At 47.0% G+C, this 23,672-nt stretch carries 21 protein-coding genes, 1 tRNA gene, 1 rRNA gene and 1 riboswitch; of the genes, 12 read left to right on the top strand and 11 right to left on the bottom strand.

The window, feature by feature from the left end; translation table 11 throughout:
• Positions 1-8: 8 nt before the first annotated feature.
• Positions 9-124: ribosomal RNA gene (gene rrf, locus UF05_RS05400) — 5S ribosomal RNA — on the top strand.
• Positions 125-193: 69 nt separating this feature from the next.
• A tRNA-Ser gene (locus UF05_RS05395) sits at positions 194-284 on the top strand.
• A gap of 642 nt (positions 285-926) precedes the next feature.
• Here UF05_RS05395 and UF05_RS26810 read toward each other — a convergent pair.
• Positions 927-1,172 (bottom strand): helix-turn-helix domain-containing protein, encoded by a 246-nt coding sequence (locus UF05_RS26810; RefSeq protein WP_240497008.1) that lies wholly within the window; start codon positions 1,170-1,172, stop codon positions 927-929.
• Between the two features lie 477 nt (positions 1,173-1,649).
• On the opposite strand from UF05_RS26810, the gene crcB reads away from it, so the two are divergent.
• From crcB to thiH, 7 genes are all read left to right on the top strand, one after another.
• On the top strand, positions 1,650-2,033 hold the full coding sequence (gene crcB, locus UF05_RS05375; protein WP_005497358.1) for a fluoride efflux transporter CrcB: 384 nt from the start codon (positions 1,650-1,652) through the stop codon (positions 2,031-2,033).
• A 61-nt stretch (positions 2,034-2,094) separates the two neighbouring features.
• Positions 2,095-2,193, top strand: a riboswitch (TPP riboswitch).
• 168 nt (positions 2,194-2,361) lie between these two features.
• Entirely contained in the window at positions 2,362-4,302 is a 1,941-nt protein-coding gene (thiC, locus tag UF05_RS05370; protein WP_045545801.1) for a phosphomethylpyrimidine synthase ThiC, read from the top strand.
• Positions 4,302-5,636 carry a thiamine phosphate synthase gene (locus tag UF05_RS05365; RefSeq protein WP_045545800.1) on the top strand — a complete coding sequence of 445 codons (1,335 nt, stop codon included), beginning with the start codon at positions 4,302-4,304 and terminating at the stop codon, positions 5,634-5,636. Before thiC ends, UF05_RS05365 begins: the two co-directional genes overlap by 1 nt.
• Positions 5,626-6,408 carry a thiazole biosynthesis adenylyltransferase ThiF gene (thiF, locus tag UF05_RS05360; RefSeq protein WP_045545799.1) on the top strand — a complete coding sequence of 261 codons (783 nt, stop codon included), beginning with the start codon at positions 5,626-5,628 and terminating at the stop codon, positions 6,406-6,408. Before UF05_RS05365 ends, thiF begins: the two co-directional genes overlap by 11 nt.
• Positions 6,409-6,487: 79 nt before the next feature.
• Positions 6,488-6,691, top strand: a complete 204-nt coding sequence (thiS, locus tag UF05_RS05355; RefSeq protein ID WP_005465067.1) for a sulfur carrier protein ThiS — start codon at positions 6,488-6,490, stop codon at positions 6,689-6,691.
• A 5-nt stretch (positions 6,692-6,696) separates the two neighbouring features.
• The gene (locus UF05_RS05350; RefSeq protein WP_005480959.1) at positions 6,697-7,464 is read left to right on the top strand and encodes a thiazole synthase; all 768 of its coding nucleotides are present in this window, start codon (positions 6,697-6,699) and stop codon (positions 7,462-7,464) included.
• 15 nt (positions 7,465-7,479) lie between these two features.
• Positions 7,480-8,607, top strand: a complete 1,128-nt coding sequence (thiH, locus tag UF05_RS05345) for a 2-iminoacetate synthase ThiH (protein WP_045545798.1) — start codon at positions 7,480-7,482, stop codon at positions 8,605-8,607.
• A 180-nt stretch (positions 8,608-8,787) separates the two neighbouring features.
• On the opposite strand, the gene UF05_RS05340 is transcribed toward thiH, so the two are convergent.
• A complete protein-coding gene (locus UF05_RS05340) occupies positions 8,788-10,578 on the bottom strand; it encodes an aminopeptidase P family protein (protein WP_045545797.1) in 1,791 nt (596 codons plus the stop codon).
• 201 nt (positions 10,579-10,779) lie between these two features.
• Positions 10,780-11,721, bottom strand: coding sequence for a LysR family transcriptional regulator (locus UF05_RS05335; protein ID WP_005465075.1), 942 nt, complete (start codon positions 11,719-11,721; stop codon positions 10,780-10,782).
• 106 nt (positions 11,722-11,827) lie between these two features.
• On the opposite strand from UF05_RS05335, the gene UF05_RS05330 reads away from it, so the two are divergent.
• Together UF05_RS05330 and tsrA are read left to right on the top strand one after the other, a co-directional pair.
• Positions 11,828-13,021, top strand: a complete 1,194-nt coding sequence (locus tag UF05_RS05330) for a multidrug effflux MFS transporter (RefSeq protein WP_005480931.1) — start codon at positions 11,828-11,830, stop codon at positions 13,019-13,021.
• A gap of 91 nt (positions 13,022-13,112) precedes the next feature.
• The gene (gene tsrA / locus UF05_RS05325) at positions 13,113-13,397 is read left to right on the top strand and encodes an H-NS-like global regulator TsrA (protein ID WP_005458563.1); all 285 of its coding nucleotides are present in this window, start codon (positions 13,113-13,115) and stop codon (positions 13,395-13,397) included.
• Positions 13,398-13,426: 29 nt separating this feature from the next.
• On the opposite strand, the gene UF05_RS05320 is transcribed toward tsrA, so the two are convergent.
• The 4 genes from UF05_RS05320 to UF05_RS05305 form a co-directional block, all read right to left on the bottom strand.
• Positions 13,427-13,882, bottom strand: a complete 456-nt coding sequence (locus tag UF05_RS05320) for a DoxX family protein (RefSeq protein WP_029841203.1) — start codon at positions 13,880-13,882, stop codon at positions 13,427-13,429.
• Between the two features lie 10 nt (positions 13,883-13,892).
• On the bottom strand, positions 13,893-14,651 hold the full coding sequence (locus tag UF05_RS05315) for an HvfC/BufC N-terminal domain-containing protein (protein WP_045545796.1): 759 nt from the start codon (positions 14,649-14,651) through the stop codon (positions 13,893-13,895).
• Entirely contained in the window at positions 14,648-15,514 is an 867-nt protein-coding gene (bufB, locus tag UF05_RS05310) for an MNIO family bufferin maturase (RefSeq protein ID WP_005458570.1), read from the bottom strand. The genes UF05_RS05315 and bufB overlap by 4 nt, the downstream gene beginning before the upstream one ends.
• Before the next feature lie 84 nt (positions 15,515-15,598).
• On the bottom strand, positions 15,599-15,859 hold the full coding sequence (locus tag UF05_RS05305) for a BufA1 family periplasmic bufferin-type metallophore (protein ID WP_005458571.1): 261 nt from the start codon (positions 15,857-15,859) through the stop codon (positions 15,599-15,601).
• Positions 15,860-16,140: 281 nt separating this feature from the next.
• Here UF05_RS05305 and uvrD point away from each other — a divergent pair, with 281 nt between their 5' ends.
• Complete coding sequence (uvrD, locus tag UF05_RS05300) at positions 16,141-18,315, top strand: DNA helicase II (protein WP_045545795.1); 2,175 nt, start codon at positions 16,141-16,143, stop codon at positions 18,313-18,315.
• Between the two features lie 782 nt (positions 18,316-19,097).
• Here uvrD and ggt read toward each other — a convergent pair.
• The 4 genes from ggt to rarD all read right to left on the bottom strand — a co-directional run bounded on the left by ggt (position 19,098) and on the right by rarD (position 23,506).
• Positions 19,098-20,858 (bottom strand): gamma-glutamyltransferase, encoded by a 1,761-nt coding sequence (gene ggt, locus UF05_RS05295; RefSeq protein WP_045545794.1) that lies wholly within the window; start codon positions 20,856-20,858, stop codon positions 19,098-19,100.
• Positions 20,859-20,968: 110 nt separating this feature from the next.
• Positions 20,969-21,628 carry a LysE family translocator gene (locus UF05_RS05290; protein WP_020839849.1) on the bottom strand — a complete coding sequence of 220 codons (660 nt, stop codon included), beginning with the start codon at positions 21,626-21,628 and terminating at the stop codon, positions 20,969-20,971.
• A gap of 91 nt (positions 21,629-21,719) precedes the next feature.
• A complete protein-coding gene (locus tag UF05_RS05285) occupies positions 21,720-22,517 on the bottom strand; it encodes an AraC family transcriptional regulator (protein ID WP_041170667.1) in 798 nt (265 codons plus the stop codon).
• Between the two features lie 74 nt (positions 22,518-22,591).
• Entirely contained in the window at positions 22,592-23,506 is a 915-nt protein-coding gene (gene rarD / locus UF05_RS05280; protein WP_020839847.1) for an EamA family transporter RarD, read from the bottom strand.
• Positions 23,507-23,672 lie beyond the last annotated feature (166 nt).

Below are 23,672 nucleotides of genomic sequence, written 5' to 3'. Positions count from 1 at the left end.
AGAATTTGCTTGGCGACCATAGCGTTTTGGACCCACCTGACTCCATTCCGAACTCAGAAGTGAAACGAAATAGCGCCGATGGTAGTGTGGGGCTTCCCCATGTGAGAGTAGGACATCGCCAGGCTTTAAATATCGTTACCCGTACTACGTGTAACAACATCATCAGTGTACTAATCTGATGATGAAAATTTGTGGAGAGATGGCTGAGTGGTTGAAAGCACCGGTCTTGAAAACCGGCATACGTTAATAGCGTATCTAGGGTTCAAATCCCTATCTCTCCGCCACTATTAAGAAGCCTCGCTAGAAATAGCGAGGCTTTTTTCATTTCTGATGTTTGAGAATGAGAATTAGATGGGATTTGTATTAAATCCCAAGTCGGTCGCGACTAAGACTCTCAGCACAGTTAATACCAACCTGGAAAATTAATTGGTCAGGTCTATCCATCCATCTTCTCGAGCACATTTTGGTGACTCTTTTTGAGCTATCCAAAAACCGACTTCATGCATCGTAGACTTTGGAGATGATGTCGTGGTAATCAGTAAAAGATTGGTTGGATAAATCGCGTTGCCTCAACCAACGCCATACTTGTTCGATAGGGTTTGGCTCTGAAGAATAGGGCGAAAGTTTGATGACACTGACATTTTAAAGTCATTGGCAATTTCTTCTGTATGCCATCCTGCACCATCCATTACAACGACAGCGTGGCGTCCCTCCTCCGTGACTGCCAATATTTGTTTTAAGTGCTCTATCATGATGTCTTTATTAACCCAGGGACAATGATAGCCTCACCAATTCCTTTTTTGGGACAGACTGAACCGAAACAGATAAGCATACTCAAATTGTTATTGCTTCACGGCTCTTGGGCGAGTTCCTTTTTTAGCCCATAAGCGTGTTGTCGTGTTTTGTTGTCCAAATCTGGTTTTACTCTAAAGCCATATTTTCTGGGATTTTAAGGATCGTTTCGATTTTGAATTTTTCAAATCCTCTTGTGTTAGTTGAGATTGTTTGGGGGGGAAAGTTATCCATGAAAAGCCCATGTGGTCGAGCAGGTAATAGATAGAATCAGAGTGGTAGTGCTGACCAAATTCTTTCACGATATAAGCCTGGATGTCGGCACCAGTCAGTCGTCCACCTTGTGTATCATTGGCTTTATCTTTTGTGTATTGGCTCAACTATTTTCTTTGATCGGAAGTTAAGAGAGGTAGTCTTCCTGTGCTTGGCTTTTCTTGCCATCTTCCATCCCTTCTTCAAAAAAGGTTTGGACCACTGGTTCGGCTTACCTTGAGCAACGTTGTGATCTGTGTGAGTGAGTGTCCATCTTTGAAATGATCAAGGGCCAGCAGTCTCATTTTCATCTGAATGTATTTTTGCTGACTTGCGAGCTTTTTAAAGTTGATGTTATTGAGGCTATCCATAACGAATCAGCATTTTCTTCAAGTAGTACTTAAACGAGATATGTTGATCTAAACGGTAAATTCCCGTAAGGGTTCTTCCTATGAAAAATTGCTTGGAACGTATGTAAAAGTGACTCCTGTAACTTTTAAATATTTTAGTGGTTTTAAAGCGATTATATTGTCGAATTCTAAGATTGTGTTACCGATGACTGAGCGATTTTGATTACAATATCATCAGAACTTATTGGGGGAATTATGGGGCAGTTTTCTATTTTAGGCTTTATCGCACTCGGTGGGGCAATCGGTGCGTGTTCTCGATATTTAGTGTCTGAGTTTTGTGTCTTACTTTTCGGGCGGGGCTTTCCTTACGGTACGCTGACTGTTAACGTTGTTGGCTCTTTCATCATGGGGTTGCTCATTGCTGCATTTGAAAGTGAAATATTAGCAACTGAACCATGGAGACAAGTGATTGGCCTAGGCTTCCTCGGTGCGCTTACCACCTTTTCAACCTTTTCTATGGATAACGTACTGCTTATGCAGCAAGGTGCTTTCTTTAAAATGGGTTTAAACATCTTATTAAATGTTGTACTGAGTATCTCGGCGGCTTGGATCGGTTTCCAATTATTGATGCGTAGCTAGCAAAAGTAACGAAAATGTAATCAGGTCGGCTTGGTTTAACCAAGCCGTTTTTATATACTGGCTTCACTTGTCGGAGTGCCATAAGGCTGAGACCGTTAATTCGGGATCCGTTGAACCTGATCAGATTAATATCTGCGAAGGGAACAAGAGAAGATACCTACACCAGACAACGTCTGGCTAACCTATCAAAACGTCGAATGCAGTAATAGACAAAGAGTGAGCACCTGAACTCTAATCGTCAATAATTCGACCCCTCTTGTCGCATCTATCCGCCAAGCATTTTTATCCCAATACTTTTTATCTAGAATAACAAGCAAGGAAAAATGCTATGTCGAGTCGCAAACAAGCGAGACTGGAAGCAAAACAGTTTATTGATACTCTCTCGGTACAGCCGTACCCAAACTCAACCAAAGTGTATGTAGAGGGTTCTCGTCCTGACATCCGAGTGCCAATGCGTGAAATTTCTTTGGCTGATAGCCTAATTGGTGGCACCAAAGAGGCTCCAATTTTTGAGCCGAATGAGCCTGTACGTGTTTATGACACCTCTGGTGTGTATACCGACCCAGATTACTCTATCGACCTTTACAATGGCTTACCAAAGCTTAGAGAAGGGTGGATTGAAGAACGTAATGATACTGAAATCCTTGAAGATGTGAGCTCTGTTTACGCAAAAGAGCGTCTTGACGATGAAACCTTAGATGATTTGCGTTATGGCAACTTACCACGTATTCGACGAGCTAAAGCCGGAAAATGCGTCACTCAACTACACTATGCTCGCAAAGGCATTGTTACTCCGGAAATGGAATACATTGCACTGCGTGAGAACATGGGGCGCGCTCAATATCGCGATAACGTGCTGACTCAGCAGCATCCTGGCCAAAGCTTCGGTGCAAATCTACCTAAAGACATTACTGCAGAATTCGTTCGTAAAGAAGTCGCAGAAGGTCGCGCCATCATTCCTTCGAATATCAATCATCCAGAATCTGAACCAATGATTATTGGCCGTAACTTCTTAGTTAAGGTGAATGCCAATATTGGTAACTCATCGGTCACGTCTTCAATCGAAGAAGAAGTGGAGAAACTTGTCTGGGCGACACGTTGGGGTGGCGATACCGTGATGGACCTTTCTACCGGCCGTAACATTCATGAAACTCGCGAATGGATTTTACGCAATAGCCCGGTGCCAATTGGTACGGTTCCTATGTATCAGGCTTTGGAGAAAGTAAATGGCATTGCTGAGAACCTGAATTGGGAAGTCATGCGCGATACGTTAATCGAACAAGCAGAGCAGGGCGTTGATTACTTTACTATCCATGCTGGTTTACTACTTCGCTATGTTCCAATGACGGCGAAACGAGTGACGGGGATTGTTTCGCGTGGTGGCTCGATTATCGCTAAGTGGTGTCTAGCACATCACCAAGAAAGCTTCTTATACACCCATTTCCGCGAGATCTGTGAAATTTGTGCGAAGTACGATGTCGCTCTATCTCTTGGTGATGGCTTGCGTCCTGGCTCGGTTGCAGACGCGAACGATGAAGCGCAATTTGCAGAGTTGCGTACGCTCGGTGAGTTGACGAAAATCGCATGGGAATATGATGTGCAGGTCATCATTGAAGGCCCTGGCCATATTCCAATGCATATGATTAAAGAAAATATGGACCAACAGTTGGAACACTGTCATGAAGCGCCATTCTACACCTTGGGCCCTCTAACGACAGACATCGCTCCGGGTTATGACCATATTACATCAGGTATTGGCGCGGCGATGATTGGTTGGTATGGCTGCGCTATGTTGTGTTACGTGACCCCTAAGGAGCACTTGGGGCTTCCAAATAAAGAAGACGTTAAAACCGGTATGATCACCTACAAGCTAGCTGCGCATGCTGCGGATTTAGCAAAAGGGCATCCGGGAGCACAAGTTCGTGACAATGCTTTATCAAAGGCGCGTTTTGAATTCCGCTGGGAAGACCAATTTAACCTCGCTTTAGACCCCGATACCGCACGTGCATTTCATGATGAAACGCTGCCGCAAGAGTCTGGAAAAGTAGCGCACTTCTGCTCAATGTGCGGCCCTAAATTCTGCTCAATGAAGATTTCTCAAGAAGTCAGGGAGTATGCCAAAGATACAGAGCTAGTTGCCGCGGATCAGGCGATTTCTATCAAGATGTTAGATGACCCGCTGGAAGGCATGCGTAAGAAGTCTGAAGAGTTTCGTGCGACAGGCTCGGAGCTTTATCACCCAGCCGTGCACGCCGAGGCGGATGAGTAATGGCTAAAATCCTTATTCCGTCGTCGTTAATTCCGCTGACAGGATCTGTTCAGCAGTGTTTATTGTTGTCGAAAGAACAGGGTTTTAGTATTGATGAGATTGAGTTGGGCGTAAGCCCGACTCAATTTATTCAACTTGTTCTTGGGCAAAATACCTTTCGTGTAGGTACCGATCTGATTGACGTATGTGAGGAAGCAGAAACTGCCGATTTTGTGCTTTACTACCAATCAGGTCTATCGGTTTCAGAATGTCGCCAACAACCATCCTCGGCCATTTTTATTGGTATTGAAGACGTAGAGTCTAAGCACGATGATTCTGTTGAAACGACAAGCGCGGACGTGTTGGATATCTGGCGCCATCCGATTAATGATGAAATAAGAGCTCTGTCAGTTGGTTCTACTTCTAGAACTACAACTCTTCAAACCGATCAACACTTAGCGTGGACAGTAACGCTGCTTGCTCTCGATTTCCCTATTGAAGACGCTTTGATCTTGGCGCGCGCAATGACGAATGTTTCACGTGAAACACTTATTAATGGTGAAACAATTGTTCAGCAGGAGTGGGCGTCTCAGTTTGCTGATTTTCCTACACCAGTCTTAGAAGATTGTCGTTTAGGCATCAAAGTAGGTTGGTCATCACACGGACAGTCGGTTAACTTTCCTCATCTGAGCAAACAGAGTTTGGGGCTCTATCCGGTAGTGGACGACGTCAGTTGGATTGAACGGTTGTTGCCATTGGGCATCAACACCATTCAACTACGTATCAAAGACCCCTATCAGCCAGACTTAGAACAGCAGATTGCACGCGCGATTGAACTCGGTCGTCAGTATGACGCTCAAGTTTTTATTAATGATTATTGGCAACTAGCAATAAAGCATGGCGCGTTCGGGGTTCATCTTGGTCAAGAGGATATCGAAGATTCCAATTTGAGCCAGTTGAGCACCGCAGGTATTTGCTTAGGTCTATCAACCCATGGTTATTATGAACTGCTGCGTATCGTCCAAATTAACCCAAGCTACATTGCGTTGGGGCATATCTTTCCGACCACCACCAAACAAATGCCATCCAAACCGCAAGGTTTGGTTCGCTTAGCTTTGTATCAAAAGCTGATCGATAGCATTCCATATGGTGAAAGTGTTGGCTATCCAACTGTAGCCATTGGTGGCATTGACCAATCAAACGCGGATCAAGTTTGGCAATGTGGCGTGTCCAGTTTAGCGGTGGTTCGTGCGATTACCTTGTCCGAATCGCCGAAACAAGTGATTGAGTTTTTCGACCAACTGATGAGCACAACGAGCACGTCATTGGTAATGGAGGACAATCGTGCTTACTGATCAAGAATTCATTCGCTATCAGCGCCAAGTTTCGTTGCCTGAAATTGGAGAGTCGGGTCAAGCTCGTCTTGGTCAATCTCATGTGTTGCTCATCGGCTGTGGTGGGTTGGGTAGTGCAGCAAGTTTGTATCTCGCGGCTGCTGGCGTGGGTAAGTTGGTTGTGATTGACGATGACCATGTTGATAGCAGCAATTTGCAGCGTCAGGTTATCTATCGTGAAGGTGACATTGAACTGGCGAAAACCGAGGCGATGGCACAGCAGCTTCGTGATCTCAATTCAATGATTCAGGTACGCACGATTACCAAGCGCCTCGACCAAGCTCAGTTAAAACTCGAAGTCATGTTGGCGGATTTGGTGTTGGATTGCAGTGACAACCTGCCAACGAGGCAGCTGATCAATCAAGTTTGTTATGAGCAAAATACACCTCTGATATCGGCGGCCGCGATTGGTTGGCAAGGGCAGTTTGCTGTTTTTGACTACTCAGACAAACCATCAAATTCAGGCTGCTATCGATGCTTGTATCCGTTTGATGAATTGCAGCAAACAATGAAGTGCAGCGAAACCGGCATTATCGGTCCGGTGGTGGGCACTCTGGGGAACTACCAAGCTCTCGCTGCTATTCAAAAGTTGGCGATAGATCGCTTTCATGTTGAGTGTGGTCAGTTACACCTCTTTGATGGACTGCGGATGAACTGGCAGACCATGTCTATAACCAAAGACAAGCAATGTCAGGTTTGTGGTGACAATAATCTTGCACCAATGAGCAGTTAAGAGATGACCGCCATGACAGTTTCAAATCAATTCGCAGCAAGTTCGTTTGTGCGTTCCTTTGTTAAAGGAGAGAGGTAACGTGATAACTATCGCTATTAACGACCAAGCTCAGCGGGTCGAGTGTAAAGCCAACCTACAGCAAATCATTACCCAGTTTTCTCTGCCTGAAATGGGCTGTGTTTTTGCCATTAATAATCAAGTGGTGCCGCGTAGCGAATGGGCGAGTACGGTACTTTCTGAGGGAGATAGCATCTCTCTGTTTCAAGCCATCGCAGGGGGATAATGTCGATGCTGAAAATTGGAGATAAAGAATTTAAATCACGCTTGTTCACAGGAACAGGCAAATTTTCTAATAGCCATTTAATGGCCGAAGCCATCCAGGTTTCAGGTTCACAGCTCGCGACGATGGCGCTTAAACGTGTGGATGTACATGATCAGCAAGATGACATTTTGCAGCCTCTGATTCACGCCGGTGTGAATTTGCTACCGAACACCTCTGGCGCTAAAAATGCCAAAGATGCGGTTTTTGCTGCGCAGCTTGCTCGCGAAGCGTTGGGCACAAATTGGGTCAAACTGGAGATCCATCCCGACCCAAAATACTTAATGCCTGATCCGATAGAAACCTTAGCCGCTGCCGAACAGCTCGTGCGAGATGGCTTTATTGTGTTGCCATATTGCCATGCTGATCCGGTGTTATGTAAACGGCTGGAAGAAGTTGGCTGTGCTGCGGTGATGCCATTGGGAGCGCCGATTGGTTCGAACAAAGGTATCGCTTCGCACGATTTTCTAGAAATCATTATTGACCAAGCGAACGTACCTGTTGTCGTGGATGCGGGAATTGGTGCGCCTTCACATGCGGCAAGAGCGATGGAAATGGGCGCGGATGCCGTGTTGGTCAATACGGCGATCGCTGCTGCAAGTAATCCCGTTGCGATGGCGAAAGCGTTCAAGATGGCAGTCGAGTCAGGTCGTATGGCTTATAAAGCTGGGCTTGCAGGGAAAGTTTCTCATGCCGTTGCTTCCAGTCCGCTAACGGCTTTTCTCGATGAACTGTAGAAGTGAGGGTTCAAGATGAGCTTTTATGATCGCTTTCAGCAGCTCGATTGGGATGACATATCCATGTCGATTTATGCCAAAACGGAGCAGGATGTGGAAAGGGCGCTAGCAAAACCCAAACGAGATTTGGAAGATTTTAAAGCGTTGATTTCTCCTGCTGCTGAACCGTACTTAGAGCAGATGGCAAAGTTTTCTTATTCGCTGACGCGTAAGCGTTTTGGCAACACTATGTCGCTGTATATTCCTCTGTACCTCTCTAACCTTTGTGCCAACGCTTGTACCTATTGTGGCTTCTCTATGGAGAACCGCATAAAGCGAAGAACACTGAATAGGGACGAAGTTGAGGCGGAGATTGATGCGATTAAGCGAATGAAGTTCGACAGCGTGTTACTGGTAACGGGTGAGCATGAGACCAAAGTTGGGATGAAATACTTTCGCGAAATGGTGCCAATCATCAAGCAGCGATTTAATTATTTAGCGATGGAAGTCCAACCGTTGGATCAGGACGAATACGCCGAACTCAAAACATTGGGCCTTGATGCGGTGATGGTGTATCAAGAAACCTATCATCCCAAAACATATGCTCAGCATCATTTGCGTGGCAATAAAATGGATTTCCGATACCGGCTTGAAACGCCTGATAGATTGGCAAAAGCGGGGATCGACAAAATCGGTATTGGCGCTTTGATTGGTTTGGAAGAGTGGCGCACCGACTGCTTTTTTGCTGCTGCTCATCTGGATTACCTTGAGCGTACTTATTGGCAATCGCGTTATTCGATTTCTTTTCCTCGTTTACGCCCTTGTGCCGGTAATGTACCAGCGTCGGGATTACAACCGAAGTCTGTCATGACGGATAAGCAGTTGGTGCAATTGATTTGCGCCTATCGGCTGTTTAATCCGGAAGTGGAGTTGTCATTGTCGACGCGCGAATCACCGCAGTTTCGCGACAATGTATTACCGTTAGGCATTACGAGTATGTCTGCGGCATCGAAAACACAACCCGGTGGTTATGCGACCGAAGAGGTGGAACTGGAACAGTTCGAAATCAGTGACGAGCGTAGCGCGGCATCGGTAGAAGACATGATTAGAGCGAAAGGTTTCGATCCGGTCTGGCGTGATTGGCACTCAGTTTACTCAGGTTAACTGAGGCGTTTACTGTGTCATTGGCATGTTTCACGTGAAACATTGTAATTGAATGAACGCTTAGCTTTGAGTTTCATGGATGTGAATTATGGGCTGAATTTGCGAATTTAGCCCATAACAAAGGCTCTCCAAGTGGAGAGCCTTTTCTATTTTATCTTTAATACATGTTCGCACTTTTGTTTAAGAGTGGGCCAACGGCAGAGTTGCTTCGCGTAGCCATTCTTTTACTTCGCCTTCAACAAGCGGGCTGATTTGTTCCCATACTTTTTGATGGTAGTCGTTCAACCAAGCAAGTTCTGGACGAGTCAGCATATCGACATTGATATTACGTTTATCGATTGGACAGCGCGTCAAGGATTCGAATGATAGAACAGGGAAGTCACCGTTAGTCGGTGTTTCAACTACGAGCTCTAGGTTTTCGATTCGGATACCGAACGTATCTGCACGGTAGTAACCAGGCTCATTTGATAGCACCATGCCTTCAGTTAGCGGCACATCAATTTGTTTCTTAGAGATGCTTGCCGGACCTTCATGCACACTTAGGAAGTGACCTACACCGTGGCCAGTACCGTGGTCGTAGTCATAACCTTCCGCCCAGAGATGTTGGCGAGCCAATGTATCGATTTGGTAACCGCGAGTGCCTTTCGGGAAGCGGGCACGTGCTACACCGATATGACCTTTCAGCGCGAGAGTGAACTGCTTGACCATTTCTGCTGATGGCTGACCAATCGCGATGGTGCGTGTAATGTCGGTTGTGCCATCTAGGTACTGACCGCCTGAATCAACAAGGTAAAGCGTATTCAGCTCTAGCTTACCTGGCTCAGGTTGGTTCTCATGATTGTAGTGACACATGGCAGCATTGCCGCCTGCCGCAGAAATGGTATCAAAGCTCAGATCCATCAGCGTTGGGTCTTCTTTACGGAATGCTTCTAGGCGATCAGCCAGTGTAGCTTCATCATGAAGATTGCCTGCAGCCACTTCGGCATCTAGCCAGCAAAGGAATTTGCTCATCGCTACACCGTCGCGGATATGACAGGCTTTCATGCCCGCAATCTCAACTTCGTTTTTCGCGGCTTTTGGCATTAAACATGGATCGGCTGCAGCAATAACCGATGCGCCTGCATTTTGCAGAACTAACTTAAACCATGCGTTACTGATTGCTGGGTCGAGCAATACCTTTTTACCAGACATGGCTTCAAGGCGTGATTGAAGTGCTTCTGGATGATGAACCGTCACACCAGTACCCACATGCGCTGCAAATTCAGCAGGTAAGCGAGCGGGATCTAGGAAGTACTCTACACTTGAGTCGGCATGAAGAATCGCGTGCGACAGTAAAACTGGCAAACGCGATACATCTAAGCCACGTACATTCAATAGCCAACAAATAGAATCAAGCGCTGTGATGACAGCGCTGTCTGCACCGGCTTTTGCTACCAGTTGAGCGATCTCTTTACGCTTACTTTCGCTTGATTGACCAACGGCTTCTGTTGGCATGAGGCGAACGTCAGAAACCACGGGTGCAGGGCGGTCATGCCACAATTCATCAATTGGGTTGCTGGAGAGAATGTTTAGCTCAAGTTTTCCGGCCAGTTTTGCTTGTGCCATATCTAGCCAAGCTGAACTGTGCATGCGGGGGTCGATAGCCACGGACGCATTTGCGGTTAGATTGTCTTGAATCCAATCCAATGCCGGTTCTTCAATTAGGTGGCGATATTCAAACAACTCGTTAGGAACTTGTTTGGTCACTTGCACTGTATAGCGACCATCAACAAAAATCGCGGCTTTGTCTTGTGTGATCACGGCTGCGCCTGCAGAGCCTGTGAATCCGGTTAGCCAATGGAGGCGTTCATTGTGCGCAGGGACATATTCACCCAGGTATTCATCTTCGTGAGGGATCAGTAGGGCATCAATGTTGTGTTGAGCAAGCCATTCGCGAATTGCGTTCACGCGGTTTAGGGTATCGTTGTGCATCTGTTTTATTCCTTCAAATTACCGCTCCTTCATGCTCAGGTGTGGGAGCTGTTTCCTTCTGCTTCGTGCAGTGATTGAGTTAAACGTCGTAGCAAGATGACGTTTAAGTCTGGGTACAACAGGCCATAGATGAGCCAAAAAGGACTATCGACTGTTAAGCTACTCATTTTAACCGCTAAGCGCAAATTGCGTCCGACATTTTTATCTAAGGTGATCGGTTTTTTGCGTGATCATCGTGCGCAGCCAATTCAAGGCTGGGTCGTTTTCTCTGTCTCTGTGCCAAAACAGAGTGTAAGCCATGGGCGGGAATTCAAGCGGCAATGGCAAGACCACCAAGTCGAGCTGTTTGGCAGCCAGTTGCACAAAATGGCTCGGCGCGGTAAAGATGAAGTCGGTGTAAGAACACAAGCTGGCGGCACTATTGAAATCTGGAACAGTGACTGCAATATCGCGCTCTGCGCCAATGTCTGCTAAACGATAATCCAACAACCAACGGTCGTTTCCATCACATCGCACTTGTACGTGACGAAGTGCGAGATACGCTTCGAGGTTCCACTTCTGTTTTAGTGCGGGGTGGTTTTTACGAATGATGCACATCTGATGGTCGCGATAGATTTCGAGTTCGCAAATATCATCCGGTGGCAGCAGGGTAAGCTTTGCGTCATTGATGTCGATGTCTTTACCAGTTAATCCCAAATCCAACTCACCACGCTGCAACATTTTGAAGGTGTTATCTGACCAAGGATGCGTGCTGATGGTGACGCCGGGTGCCTGTTGAAAAATCGCTGGTAAGAAATGCGGCAAGATTAATGGGTAGACACTTTCCACGGCTGCAATTTGAAAGCGGTATTCACTGCTTTGGGGCGAAAACTCTTCTGGCTGGGTCAGCACTTCTAATTGGTTAATCAACAGATCCAGTTTCGGTTTGAGGAACAATGCACGTGGTGTTGGCGTTAATCCATGTGAGTTACGCGTAAACAATGGATCATCAAATTGAATGCGAAGTTTGGCTAATGATTTGCTCACCGCGGATTGGCTAAGGCACAGTCGATGCGCTGCTCGAGTCACGTTAAGCTCTTCAATTAGCACTTTAAAACAGACCAGTAAGTTCAGGTCGAGACGAGCGAGCTTTTCTATGTTCACGGTGAATTTCCTCTGGGGAATAATGGTCATGATTATACATCATTTCCATTCATATCATCAGATGATTAAGCTCTCTGCAAAGTTCTTGTTCAATTTGGAGTGTTGTGTGTCTAGCCATATTTCTAATAGTAAAAAACAAATGGCGTTGTTGACCCTTTTGGTTCTTTTCAGTCCGCTTGCGATTGATATCTATCTACCTGCGTTACCTCTTATCGCTTCAACTTTTCAGGTAGACAATGCGCTAGCACAAGACACGATTACATGGTTCCTATTTGCTATGGGTGTTGGCCAACTGTTTGCTGGCCCCTTGGCAGATAAACTCGGACGTCGAACTGTTGCATTGGGCGGCATCACTATCTACGCAATGAGCGCTTTATTGGCGTGGAGTGCTCAAAATATTGAGTGGATGTTGATGTCTCGTTTGCTACAAGGCTTAGGTGCGTGTGCGACATCGGTAGCAGCCTTTGCAACAGTTCGCGATATTTTCGGCCCAGAGAAAAGCGGCAAGATGATCAGCTACCTTAATGGTGCGATCTGCTTTATTCCGGCACTGGCACCAATCTTAGGTAGCTGGTTAACACAGCAATTCGATTGGCGTGCAAACTTCAGCTTTATGGCTGGTTTTGCGGTTGTCTCAGGAACGTTGATGTTCTTGATGATGAAGGAAACCAACCCTGCAACCGAGAAACAAGCGGTATTCAAAGTAAGTCGTTACTGGTCGGTACTGAGCACGCCATCTTTCATTTTCCACGCGTCACTATGTTTGATGGCCATGGCAGTTATCTTAGCTTACGTGACGTCAGCACCGTCGGTATTGATGACAGGCATGGGCCTTTCAATGAATGAGTTCACATTCTGGTTTGGCATTAACGCGGTTATCAACATCGCTGGTTGTATGTTGGCACCGAAGTTCATGGAACGTTTTGGCACACACAACACGCTTGTGGTTGGTATCTCGACGTTGGCTCTGGCTGGTGTGGTGATGCTGGTGATGAATGGCCAAAACACGGCGCTGTCGTTCATGCTGCCAATCTTTATGTCGTCCGTTGGTTTTGCTTTGATTCTTGGCGGCGCCGCGGGCAAGGCGTTGGAACCATTCGGTGATAAAGCGGGCACAGCCGCGGCGCTACTTGGTTTGTTCCAAATGAGCGGTTCTGGTTTGTTAGTGGGTACCTTACAGCGTTTGCCGTTTGATCCACAAACATTGATTGCTATTCATATGTGGGTATTGCTACCAGCATTGGTGATTCTATTTTCAAAGGCTGGTAAGAGCTGGCACGCTCGCTTCGCTAATGCGTAAATCAGTGTAATTTAGTATTTTCCAATGTATGTAACGCGTGTATATTTGTCGTTCACACTTTTCCTGACACCATAATGGAATTCAAAAAGTAATGTCGTTAACCACGTATGAAATGGCTCGTATTTTAGAGCAAATGGAAGAATCACCAGAAAAGGTGATGTTTGGTAAGTTGCTTAATGAGCTGGGCAATCAAAGCTCCGAGCGCATTCGTAGTGCGGCAAAACAAGTACCTCTACCAATCTTGCGTGACATTGTGTACCAATTTCAACAAGTGATTGAGTCACGCAAGGGCGAGCAAGTTGAGCTATTAGCAAAAGACCTCGCACAACAAGGTATCTCAGCGGATGAACTGCTGGCTTATCTAAACAAGCAATAAAAGAAATCCCCGCAATCGCGGGGGTTTTTCTATCTGACGAATTTGTCTTTTAGCAATCGGTCGAGCGAAAACGGACCGGCTCCCCACAGCGTCACAATCAAAATCATTAACCCCCAGAGTTGGTGGTCATGGAAACCTTTCTCCCAAAGTAGTGGGTAGGACAGGACAGCGATAATGTTGAATACAAACAACATGGCAGCCATAGGGCGAGTAAATAATCCAAGCGCTAAAAAGACCGGAAGAACTAACTCTGCGAATGTGCCTGAATAGGCGGCAAGTTCCCAAGGTAGCAACGGAACTTGATACTCAAATTCGAATAAGTACAAGGTGCTATCCCATGAGGCAATTTTGATAAGGCCAGAATTAAAAAACACCCAAGCGACCCATAAACGGCAAAACAGCAGCAACAACGGCATTGCGTGAGTTTGTAAGCTGTTGGTGTATTCGTCGTAGCGGCTAATCAGGCTTTTAACAGAATCTGTCATCGTATCCTCCTTACGCGGTTTGCAGCGTAAAACCTTCAATCAGGTCAAGCGTCATGATGTGATTAAGATGAGCGAGCAACGGCTCAGGGATATCGCTCAAACATTGCTTTTGTTCCAAGCTGGCAAGCAATTGATAGGCTTCGTCATCCAGCGCGAAACACTGCGCTTCACCATTGGGATCGATACGGATCACCCCTTGTTGTAATTGGTTGATGTTGAGCTGATCGAATTGCTGAGTACGAACAGCTGCGAATAAATCAAACACCGCGTAATGAGCATCAAAGCACTTACACCCAGGACGAAGGTGGAAAACTAAATGAGAATGTTGCGACTCTGGTACGTGTGGTAATTCAGTCAGCGGTTGCACGGCTGTGTCTGCTTGATGCTCATAACGAGCTTGGCGAGCAAGGTCGATGTTCCATTCAAAGAGTGCGACTTCTGGGCTGTATGGCGCTTGAGCCATGATCTGACCAAACAACATCACAGTGTGATGGAAGTCTTTTCCGTAGTGAATAACACTGCCTTCTTGGAGTGGGTGCGTTAAAACATGTTGGCGTGCTATTTGGGCAAAGCACGTTTCCCCTAGTAACGCTTCAACCATCGGATAAGTAGCAGAGAGGACTTCGCTCAAGCTGATGATAAAGTTGTTGCGATATATCTGCATGCGCTCGTCAGCGGTAAACTGACCGCTTGCAATATTACAGTCATCGCCCAATGCCTGATAGTGAAGCGCTTTCGCAAACTGGTCTTGTAAGGTGGCTAGCTTCATGAGGCTTTCCTCGTAGCGCTAAGCGGGGTGGTAATTTGGGAGAGAAGGAGCGAGGCCTTTTCCGCTTCTGCCAATAACACTTCTGGTGCTGGGATATCTAAGTCCCATTCAATTAAGGTATGGCGCGGACCATACTGTTCAATCCAATGTTGATATAACTTCCAGACTTCCGTGCTAACTGGACGGCTGTGAGTATCAATCCAAATTTCGCCTTTATCGAGTTGCTTGATGGTGAAACCCGCCAAATGAATTTCATCCACTTTGTCTGCCGGAATGGCGGACAGATAGGTATTGCAATCAAAGCCGTGATTGAAGGCTGATACGTGTACGTTATTCAGATCGAGCAGTAACCGGCAACTTGTGCGCTGCTGAACCTCAGCGAGAAACTCCCACTCGCTGATCGTCGAGTGTTGAAACTTCACATAGCTCGATGGGTTCTCAATTAAGATTTCGCGTTGCAGATAATCCTGAACTTCAAGCACATTGCGAGTAAAAACGTTCAGTGCTTCTTCGGTGTATGGTAGGGGAAGCAAGTCGTTAAAATAGTGCCCACCATTTTCACTCCAGCTCAAATGGTCAGAGACAAACATCGGGTCAATGGCATCAATCAACGCTTTCAGTTGAGCTAGGTGTACTTGGCTAACGCGTTCAACAGAGCCTAACGACAAACCAATTCCGTGGCAGCTGATCTGGTATTGCTCTCGCAAAGTGTGTAGATATTTTCGTTCGGCTGCATTGGGTTGAAAGTAGTTCTCGCTGTGAATTTCTAACCAAGACAGTTCTGGGCGTTGTTGCTGAAAAAAGTCCAAATGAGGAGTCCGTAAACCAACGCCAACAAGAGGGTGAAAATCGTAGTGTTTCACGTGAAACTCCTTTTCGAACTGGATGAGAAGAGGTTGTGGGGTGTGAGTTGAGCCATCACACGCCCACAGCAATTAACGGAGAAATTAAGATGCGCTGGTGCTGCCGCCGGCCAATTTGTCGCAAAGACCTTTTGGAACCACCACAAATGCGTCTTTCTGGTGGTCTTGTTTTGACGTGCCGGCGCAAGAGCTGTTCTTCGTCGCACAGTCATTTTTCCCCGCTTTTGCCACGCCGTAGCACTTTTCTTTTTCTGCCGCGACAGCTGGTGTTGCTGTTAGTAGAGTGCCACCAAGGGCTAGTAGGCCAGTAACCGCAGCAGTAACAGCAAGATTCGATTTTTTCATAATAATTTCCTCTGAATGATTTCCTTTACGTTGAGATGGGCAAGCAGACGAGCGATTGAGATGCACAGTTTTTGTCCGCTTGCTTAACTTAAGAGATAGGAAGGTGAGTGAAAAACTTTCAGGGAAATTGTTTTGGAGAATGCTTTTTGATGGTTTGATTTACATAACTGATTGAATGGATGAGTAAAAAATCGTCGAACTTTTTATCTAGTTTTGTCTCAACACACCCTAGTTGTTTAGGTTATAATCTATTTTTATGTATAAATAACCAGTAGCTCATCATGATGGATCCATCTCTATTACTCGACGGTTTGAACGACAAACAGCGTGAAGCCGTTGCAGCACCTCTAGAAAACTTGCTCGTCCTTGCTGGTGCAGGGAGTGGTAAGACTCGCGTTCTTGTTCACCGTATCGCTTGGTTGATGTCGGTAGAACAAGCGTCTCCGTTCTCAATCATGTCGGTAACCTTTACCAACAAAGCGGCAGCGGAGATGCGTGGCCGTATTGAAGAGTTGATGATGGGCAGTGCGTCAGGCATGTGGAATGGTACCTTTCACGGTATTTGTCACCGCATTTTGCGTGCGCACTATCTTGATGCCAAGCTACCGGAAGATTTTCAAATCATCGACAGCGACGATCAACAACGTTTACTGAAGCGTCTGATCAAAGCACAAAATCTGGATGAAAAGCAGTGGCCTGCACGCCAAGTGGCTTGGTGGATTAACGGCAAAAAAGACGAAGGTCTGCGCCCAGTACATATCGATGCTTACCACGATCCCGTGACCAAAACCTACTTGCAGCTATACACCGCTTATCAAGAAGCGTGTGACCGTGCAGGTTTGGTCGACTTCGCAGAAATTCTGCTTCGCGCTCATGAGCTACTGCGCGATAACAAGTTTGTCCGCGAGCACTACCAGGCGCGTTTTAAACACATTTTGGTTGACGAGTTCCAAGACACCAACAATATCCAATACGCTTGGCTACGCATGATGGCGGGGCCTGAGTGTCATGTGATGATCGTGGGTGACGATGACCAATCGATTTACGGTTGGCGCGGAGCAAAAGTCGAAAACATTGAGAAATTCACCCGTGAATTCCCAAGTGTAACCACCATTCGCCTAGAGCAGAATTACCGTTCCACCAAGACCATTTTGGAAGCTTCCAATACCTTGATCGCCAATAACACTGAGCGTATGGGTAAAGAGCTGTGGACTGACGGCGTCGTTGGTGAGCCGATTTCGGTTTACAGTGCTTACAATGAGTTGGACGAAGCCCGTTTTGCGGTTAACAAAATCAAAGAGTGGCAAGACAAAGGCGGAGCATTGAATGATGCAGCGATGTTGTACCGCAACAACGCCCAGTCTCGTGTACTGGAAGAAGCGTTGATTCAAGCTGGTCTACCATACCGTATTTATGGTGGTATGCGATTCTTCGAGCGTCAGGAAATCAAAGACGCACTGGCCTACATGCGTTTGATGGCCAACCGTAATGACGATGCTGCATTTGAACGTGTGGTGAATACGCCAACTCGTGGTTTAGGTGACAAGACACTAGAAACCATTCGCCGTGCGGCGCGTGATCGTGGTTGCACGATGTGGGAAGCCAGCGTTGCGATGTTGGATGAACAAGTGCTCGCGGGTCGAGCGGCTGGGGCATTAGGTCGCTTTATCGAACTTATTACCGCACTCGAAGACGACACGTTAGAGATGCCGTTGTACGAGCAAACAGACCATGTGATCAAGTACTCTGGCTTGTTTGCCATGTATGAGCAAGAGAAGGGCGAAAAATCTAAGGCTCGTATTGAGAACTTGGAGGAATTGGTGACCGCAACTCGCCAATTCGAGAAGCCAGAAGAAGCGGAAGAGATGTCGCTGCTGACTGCGTTCTTGACTCATGCGGCGCTAGAAGCGGGTGAAGGGCAAGCCGACGAATTTGAAGATGCAGTTCAATTGATGACACTGCACAGTGCAAAAGGCTTGGAATTCCCATTGGTGTTTATGGTGGGCGTTGAAGAAGGCATGTTCCCAAGCCAGATGTCGGCGGAAGAGGCAGGGCGTTTAGAGGAAGAGCGCCGCCTGTGCTACGTCGGTATGACGCGCGCGATGCAAAAACTCTACATCACTTACGCGGAAATGCGCCGTTTGTATGGTCAAGATAAGTACCATAAGCCATCGCGTTTTATTCGTGAGTTGCCGGAAACGTGCTTGGATGAAGTGCGGATGAAAGCGCAAGTCAGCCGACCTGCAAGCAGTGGTCGCTTTAGCCAAACTGCGGTGAAAGAGAACTTCAACGAGACGGGCTTTTCACTTGGTTCACGCGTAATGCATCCAAAGTTTGGCGAAGGCACCATCATTAACTTTGAAGGCAGCGGTCCACAGAGTCGCGTTCAAATTGCGTTCAATGGTGAAGGCATTAAATGGTTAGTGACTGCTTACGCTAGACTAGAGAAACTGTAAGGTTTTTATCGAAAGCTAGCTTGCATTGTTCGCAAACTAACTCAAGGGCTGCTTTGGCGGCTCTTGTTGTATCTGGAGCCTACAAAGTACCTTATTTGAGCTTGAGCTTGAGCTTGAGATGGGGACAACTGTGCTTGGCAGGTCGGGCGGAAATGGCAGAAAAAGAAAAACCCCGAGGGCTTGCGCCCATCGGGGTTATAGTCTTACTCGCAGCAATCCAGCTACTAAAAAGTGCTCCTTGCATCGAATCCTTGATAGCGTGCTGTATTCCTTCAGCTTAATCCTTTCGTCGCCTTCCTAGCGGTGTCCTTGATGACCTTATCCTGGTCTGCTAACTATCCTCGTTAGCTCTCATCACTTGTTCCCTGAGCGGTGTCCATGACATCATCCTGATGTTCAGTCCTTGCCTCGTCCAGAGGTGTCCATTTCCCGTCCTTAGTAGCAACCATCCTAGCCGCTATTGATTCCGTTCAATGTCCAGTTTTGCATTCCATGCCCGACTATTCATCCTGAATAACCGTTTCTTCTTCCTGAAGTTCACCAAATCCGTGGTGTTTCCTGTTCCGTGTCAGCATCCTTCCGACAGGTTTAATATTACGTTTTTGGCGCTATCCAACAACGGTGCAAGTTCACATTTTTTTATTTCGCAAACGTTTAAAAACTGCACGTATTTATATTATTCAATGGCTTACGGGTTGTTTGGGGTGCTTTTACTGCTAAAAAAGAGAGTTTTACTCAACCCTTTGTGAGAGATCTCGCACAAAGGGCCGAGCGAAAGGCTACTATTTTCCGATGGCTGCACCTTCTCGACGCGGATCGGCAGCACCTTCTAAGCCATTTTCAGTGATGCGAATGGCGTGTAAACCGGAATTCAAATCGCGAATTTCGGTCTTAAAGCCCATCTTTTCGAGCGCCGGTTGCAACTGAGTGGCTGCGCTATCTTGTTCGAGGTCGACAGTACCAAAACGGTTTAACACTCTTGGTTGGTTGATCGCTTGCTGAATGTCCATGTCCCATTGAGTATGAGCAATGATGGCTTGTGCCACATAGCCGATAATGCGACTGCCGCCCGGTGAACCAATTGCCATGTATGGTTGATCATCTTTCATGATGATGGTCGGAGCCATGGAGGAGCGAGGACGTTTGCCAGGTTCTAATCGGTTGGCGATTGGCGCGCCATCTTGATGAGTGCGGAAAGAAAAGTCTGTTAGCTCGTTATTGAGCAGGAAGCCGCGAACCATTAAGCGCGAGCCAAAAGCGTTCTCGATGGTGGTGGTCATTGAAACCACATTGCCTTGCTTGTCGACGATGTTGAAATGGCTGGTGGAAGGCAGTTCTATCGATTCATCCATACTGAGATTCATTGCATGTGACCACGGTGGGTTACCGGCTTCCACTTTCGTCAGTGCTTTGCCGACCTGAATAAGCTCGGCACGTTGTTTGAGATAGTCTTTGTCCAACAAACCTTCGGTTGGCATGGGTACATAGTCTTGATCGGCCATGTACTTACCGCGATCAGCAAACGCGAGACCAGATGCGTCCGCAATGACCTGCCAAGATTTGGCGCTGTCTGGTCCCCAGCCTTTGAGATCGTATTGCTCGGTGATAGCCAAGATCTGTCCGACAGTTAGCGCGCCTGAGCTTGGTGGCCCCATGCCGCAGATGTCGTAGCTTTGATAAGCCGCACAAACGGGCTCTCTCTGTTTGATGCGGTAAGTATCAAAATCTTGTTGTGCCAACACGCCCGGGTTATTCACTGCGGTTTGCACGGTTGCGATAATGTCTTTGGCAATATCACCTTGATAGAAGGCTTGAGCACCTTGCTTGGCGATGGCTTGCAAGGTTTGCGCGTATTCTGGATTCTTTAATCGTGTGCCTTCGGCTTTTGGTGAGCCATCGGCGTTAAAGAAATACGCTTTTGTGGTCGGAAAACGTGATAAACGCTCGGCGTCGTTGGCAATCAAACTGGCGAGACGAGGGCTGACGGCAAAACCTTCCTCAGCCAAGTTGATCACTGGCTGAATGATCTTTTTCCATTCCAGCTTGCCGTATTTTTGGTGGGTATCCCACAACAGTTTGACGGTGCCCGGCGTCGCGACAGATCGTCCGCCTACAACGGCATCATAGAATTGCAGCGGCTGGCCTTGGTCGTCCAAAAACAGTGTTGGGGTTGCGGCGAGGGGCGCAGTTTCTCGACCATCATAAGTGGTGAGCTTTTGTTGTTCGCCATCCCAATACACCAAAAATGCGCCGCCACCAATGCCGGAAGATTGTGGTTCGACTAAGCCAAGCATCAGTTGTACCGCCACCATAGCATCAATGGCATTGCCGCCTTGCTCCAGTATATCAGCACCTGCTTGGGTAGCAATTGGGTTCGCTGCTGTCACCATATAGTCTTTGGCTTTGACCAGTTGTTTGTGCTCAAGCCCAGTACTTTGCTCTGGGGCAATCGCATCGGTGGCTTGGTTTGCAAACGCGGTGTGGGTGATAGAGGCGCTAAGAAAAAGACCCGTAGACACGAGTTGGTTGAACGTCCATTGCATGATGACTCTCCATGTTGCCAGTTTGATTGTTCAGCTTGGCAGCCATGGAGAAGATCGTCGAGTCAGCGTTTTAATAAATGTCGGGTGTGCGACGCTTTTAAATCAGAGAGTTAACCGATTAATGTGCTAATGGTTTGCACCAAGATACTGCCGCCAACGAGGGTAAACACCACACCACAGATGCCATCGATGTAGATGCCTGCTTGTTGTAATCGACGTTGTAAACGTTGCGTTGAGAGCATCCACGCCAAGCTAGAAAACCAAACCAGAGACAAGCTGAACAGGATAACTAACGCGATGCTTTTGCCTGAGACCGACATTCCGGCTGGCACTAAGCTCGACATCAAGCTGATGAAGAAAACCAGTGCTTTGGGGTTGAGAATGTTGGTTGCAAAACCTTTGGCAAAAGCCTGACGCTTGTTGCTGATCACGAAGCTGTTTGTTTTATTTTGTTGATCCGTTTTTGGTTTTTTGATCGTAGCGATCACGCCGCGCAGGGCCCCAACACCGAGGTAAAGCAGGTAACTGCCACCTAGCAGTTGTAATACCGAATACAGCAAAGGATGTTGATGCACAAGGTAGCTCACACCTGTCAGGCTGAACAACGAGTGCAGCAAAATACCAACGGATAAGCCAAGAGCGATGTATAAGCCCGTCTGGCGACCATGACGCGTGGCATTTTGCACCACTAATGCGAAGTCTGGGCCTGGGCTCATTAAGGCAATAAGGTGAATGCTGGCCAATGTCAGCAGGATAGTGGATTCATTCATAACACATCTCAAAGATTACCAATGCAGCTATTGTGGAGGCTTGTTGTGGCATGCGCTTGTAAAAAACTGACAGCCTAAGATGAGCGTGCTGCTATCGAGAGACTTGAGACGGAGAGACGCCATAAGTCTGCTTAAAGGCTTTGCTGAAATGCGCCTGATCGTAAAAACCAATTTGATGCGCGACTTCAGTACCGCATTGTCCTGCTTGTAGCAGCTTCATCCCTTGCTCGAGTCGTAAACGGGCAAACCACGCATACGGTGTCATGCCGGTTTGCGCTTTGAAATGGCGTTGAAATTGAGTTGGGCTTAGCTGGCAAAGCTCAGAAAGAGACTCCAGCCGTACCGATTGGTCGAGGTTCGCCATTAAGTAATCTTTTAAGGTGTTGAGAGATTGCTTACCTAATGGAATGACTTTTTGCCTTGCCAGCGATCCGTAGCGATCAAAAAGTTGGTTAAATCCCTCAAAAGGAAGACAATCTTTGGTCAATTGACTGAGATTTTCGCGCCTCAATAGTCCGTGCAAGTTACTAAGTTGTGAAAATATCTGTGGATCGGAGATGATCAACTCATTAAAGCGGATAATTTGACCGTTTTGTTTAAGATCGGCCAGATCGCTAAGTAAGTGTGGTTCGATCGAAAAAACATTCACTTGATAGCCACTGGCAAGCTTAGATTGGCCGTCGTGCAGTTCATCGGGCGGCATAATAACGATTTGCCCATGACCGACTTGGTGATGAGAGCCTTGATAATGAAACTTCTGCTCACCATGCGTGATCAAGCCGAGGTGAAAATCCAAATGATAGTGCCGTTGAAAGGCAAACTTGTGGTATTTCGCCTCGATCAGACTCAGTTGGTCATGGTCGGTCGCGTAGTATTGAATCTGTTCCATTACATACAAAAAAAGCTTGGTCACATAATGACCAAGCTTATCCATCAATTGTTAACTTGTCTTGTAAAAAACGATCACTGTGGCTGAATGGCTCGGCGTGAACGGCGATTGTTGCGCAGTCCATCGAAGCTAAATACCACAAGGGCTCCCCAAATAAAGGCGAACGTAATCGCTTTATCCATCGTGAAGGTCTCGCCGTAAATTAACACTGCAAGCAAGAACATCAGGCTAGGGCCGATGTACTGGAAAAAGCCGAGCGTTGATAATTTGAGGCGAGTCGCGGCACCAGTGAAGCACAGCAATGGCAAGGTCGTCACCACACCGGCTGCAATCAACAACGTATTGAGCTGCCATGGGTTTTCAACCATGTTTGCTGTTGGCGAACTGGCAATAAACAGAAGATAAACGGCGGCGGCAGGTAATAAGATCAGAGTTTCGACAAACAAACCCGTTTGAGCATCCACCGCGACTTTCTTACGCAGCAAACCGTAAAAACCGAAGCTCATCGCCAGCGCCATCGCTACAATCGGCACCGAACCAAAGACGATCAACTGTACCAAAACGCCGCATCCTGCCAATACCACAGCAAACCATTGCAGCTTACGTAGTCGTTCGCCCAAGAACACCATGCCGAGCAGCACGTTGATCAGCGGGTTGATGTAATAACCTAAGCTGGCATCCAGCATGTGATTGGAGTTAACCGCCCAAATGAAGATCAGCCAGTTGCCACCAATCAATACCGAACTGGAAAGCAAATACGCGATTTTCTTTTTATCTGTGGCGATGTGATAAACCGAGCGCCAGTGACGGCCAAAATGAAGAAGTGCGGCAAGCAAAAAGAAAGACCAAATCACTCGGTGGCTTAGGATCTCGAGAGGAGACACTTGTGCTATCGATTTAAAGTACATGGGCGCAATGCCCCACATCGTGTACGCGCCAACCGCAAGCAGGACACCTTGCCGCGCGCGCTGTTGTTCTTCTGGTGTCATGAAGTGTCACCTAATTGTGTGTTTATAGAGCAGAAAATCAGTATACGAGCCGTGGTGTGAAACACCTAACAATTTGCGGTTTTATTCGCCATGAAACCCCATTACAATGTGCCCTCACTTTGTGTGCTGGTGGCATGCAAAAGCATTTCTACATCACCCAATCTGA

Source organism: Vibrio sp. S457-15 (assembly GCF_000960545.1).
Classification (GTDB): domain Bacteria; phylum Pseudomonadota; class Gammaproteobacteria; order Enterobacterales; family Vibrionaceae; genus Vibrio; species Vibrio parahaemolyticus.
The sequence above is the reverse complement of the archived record's forward strand: the minus strand, read 5'-3'. Positions and strand labels throughout refer to the sequence as shown.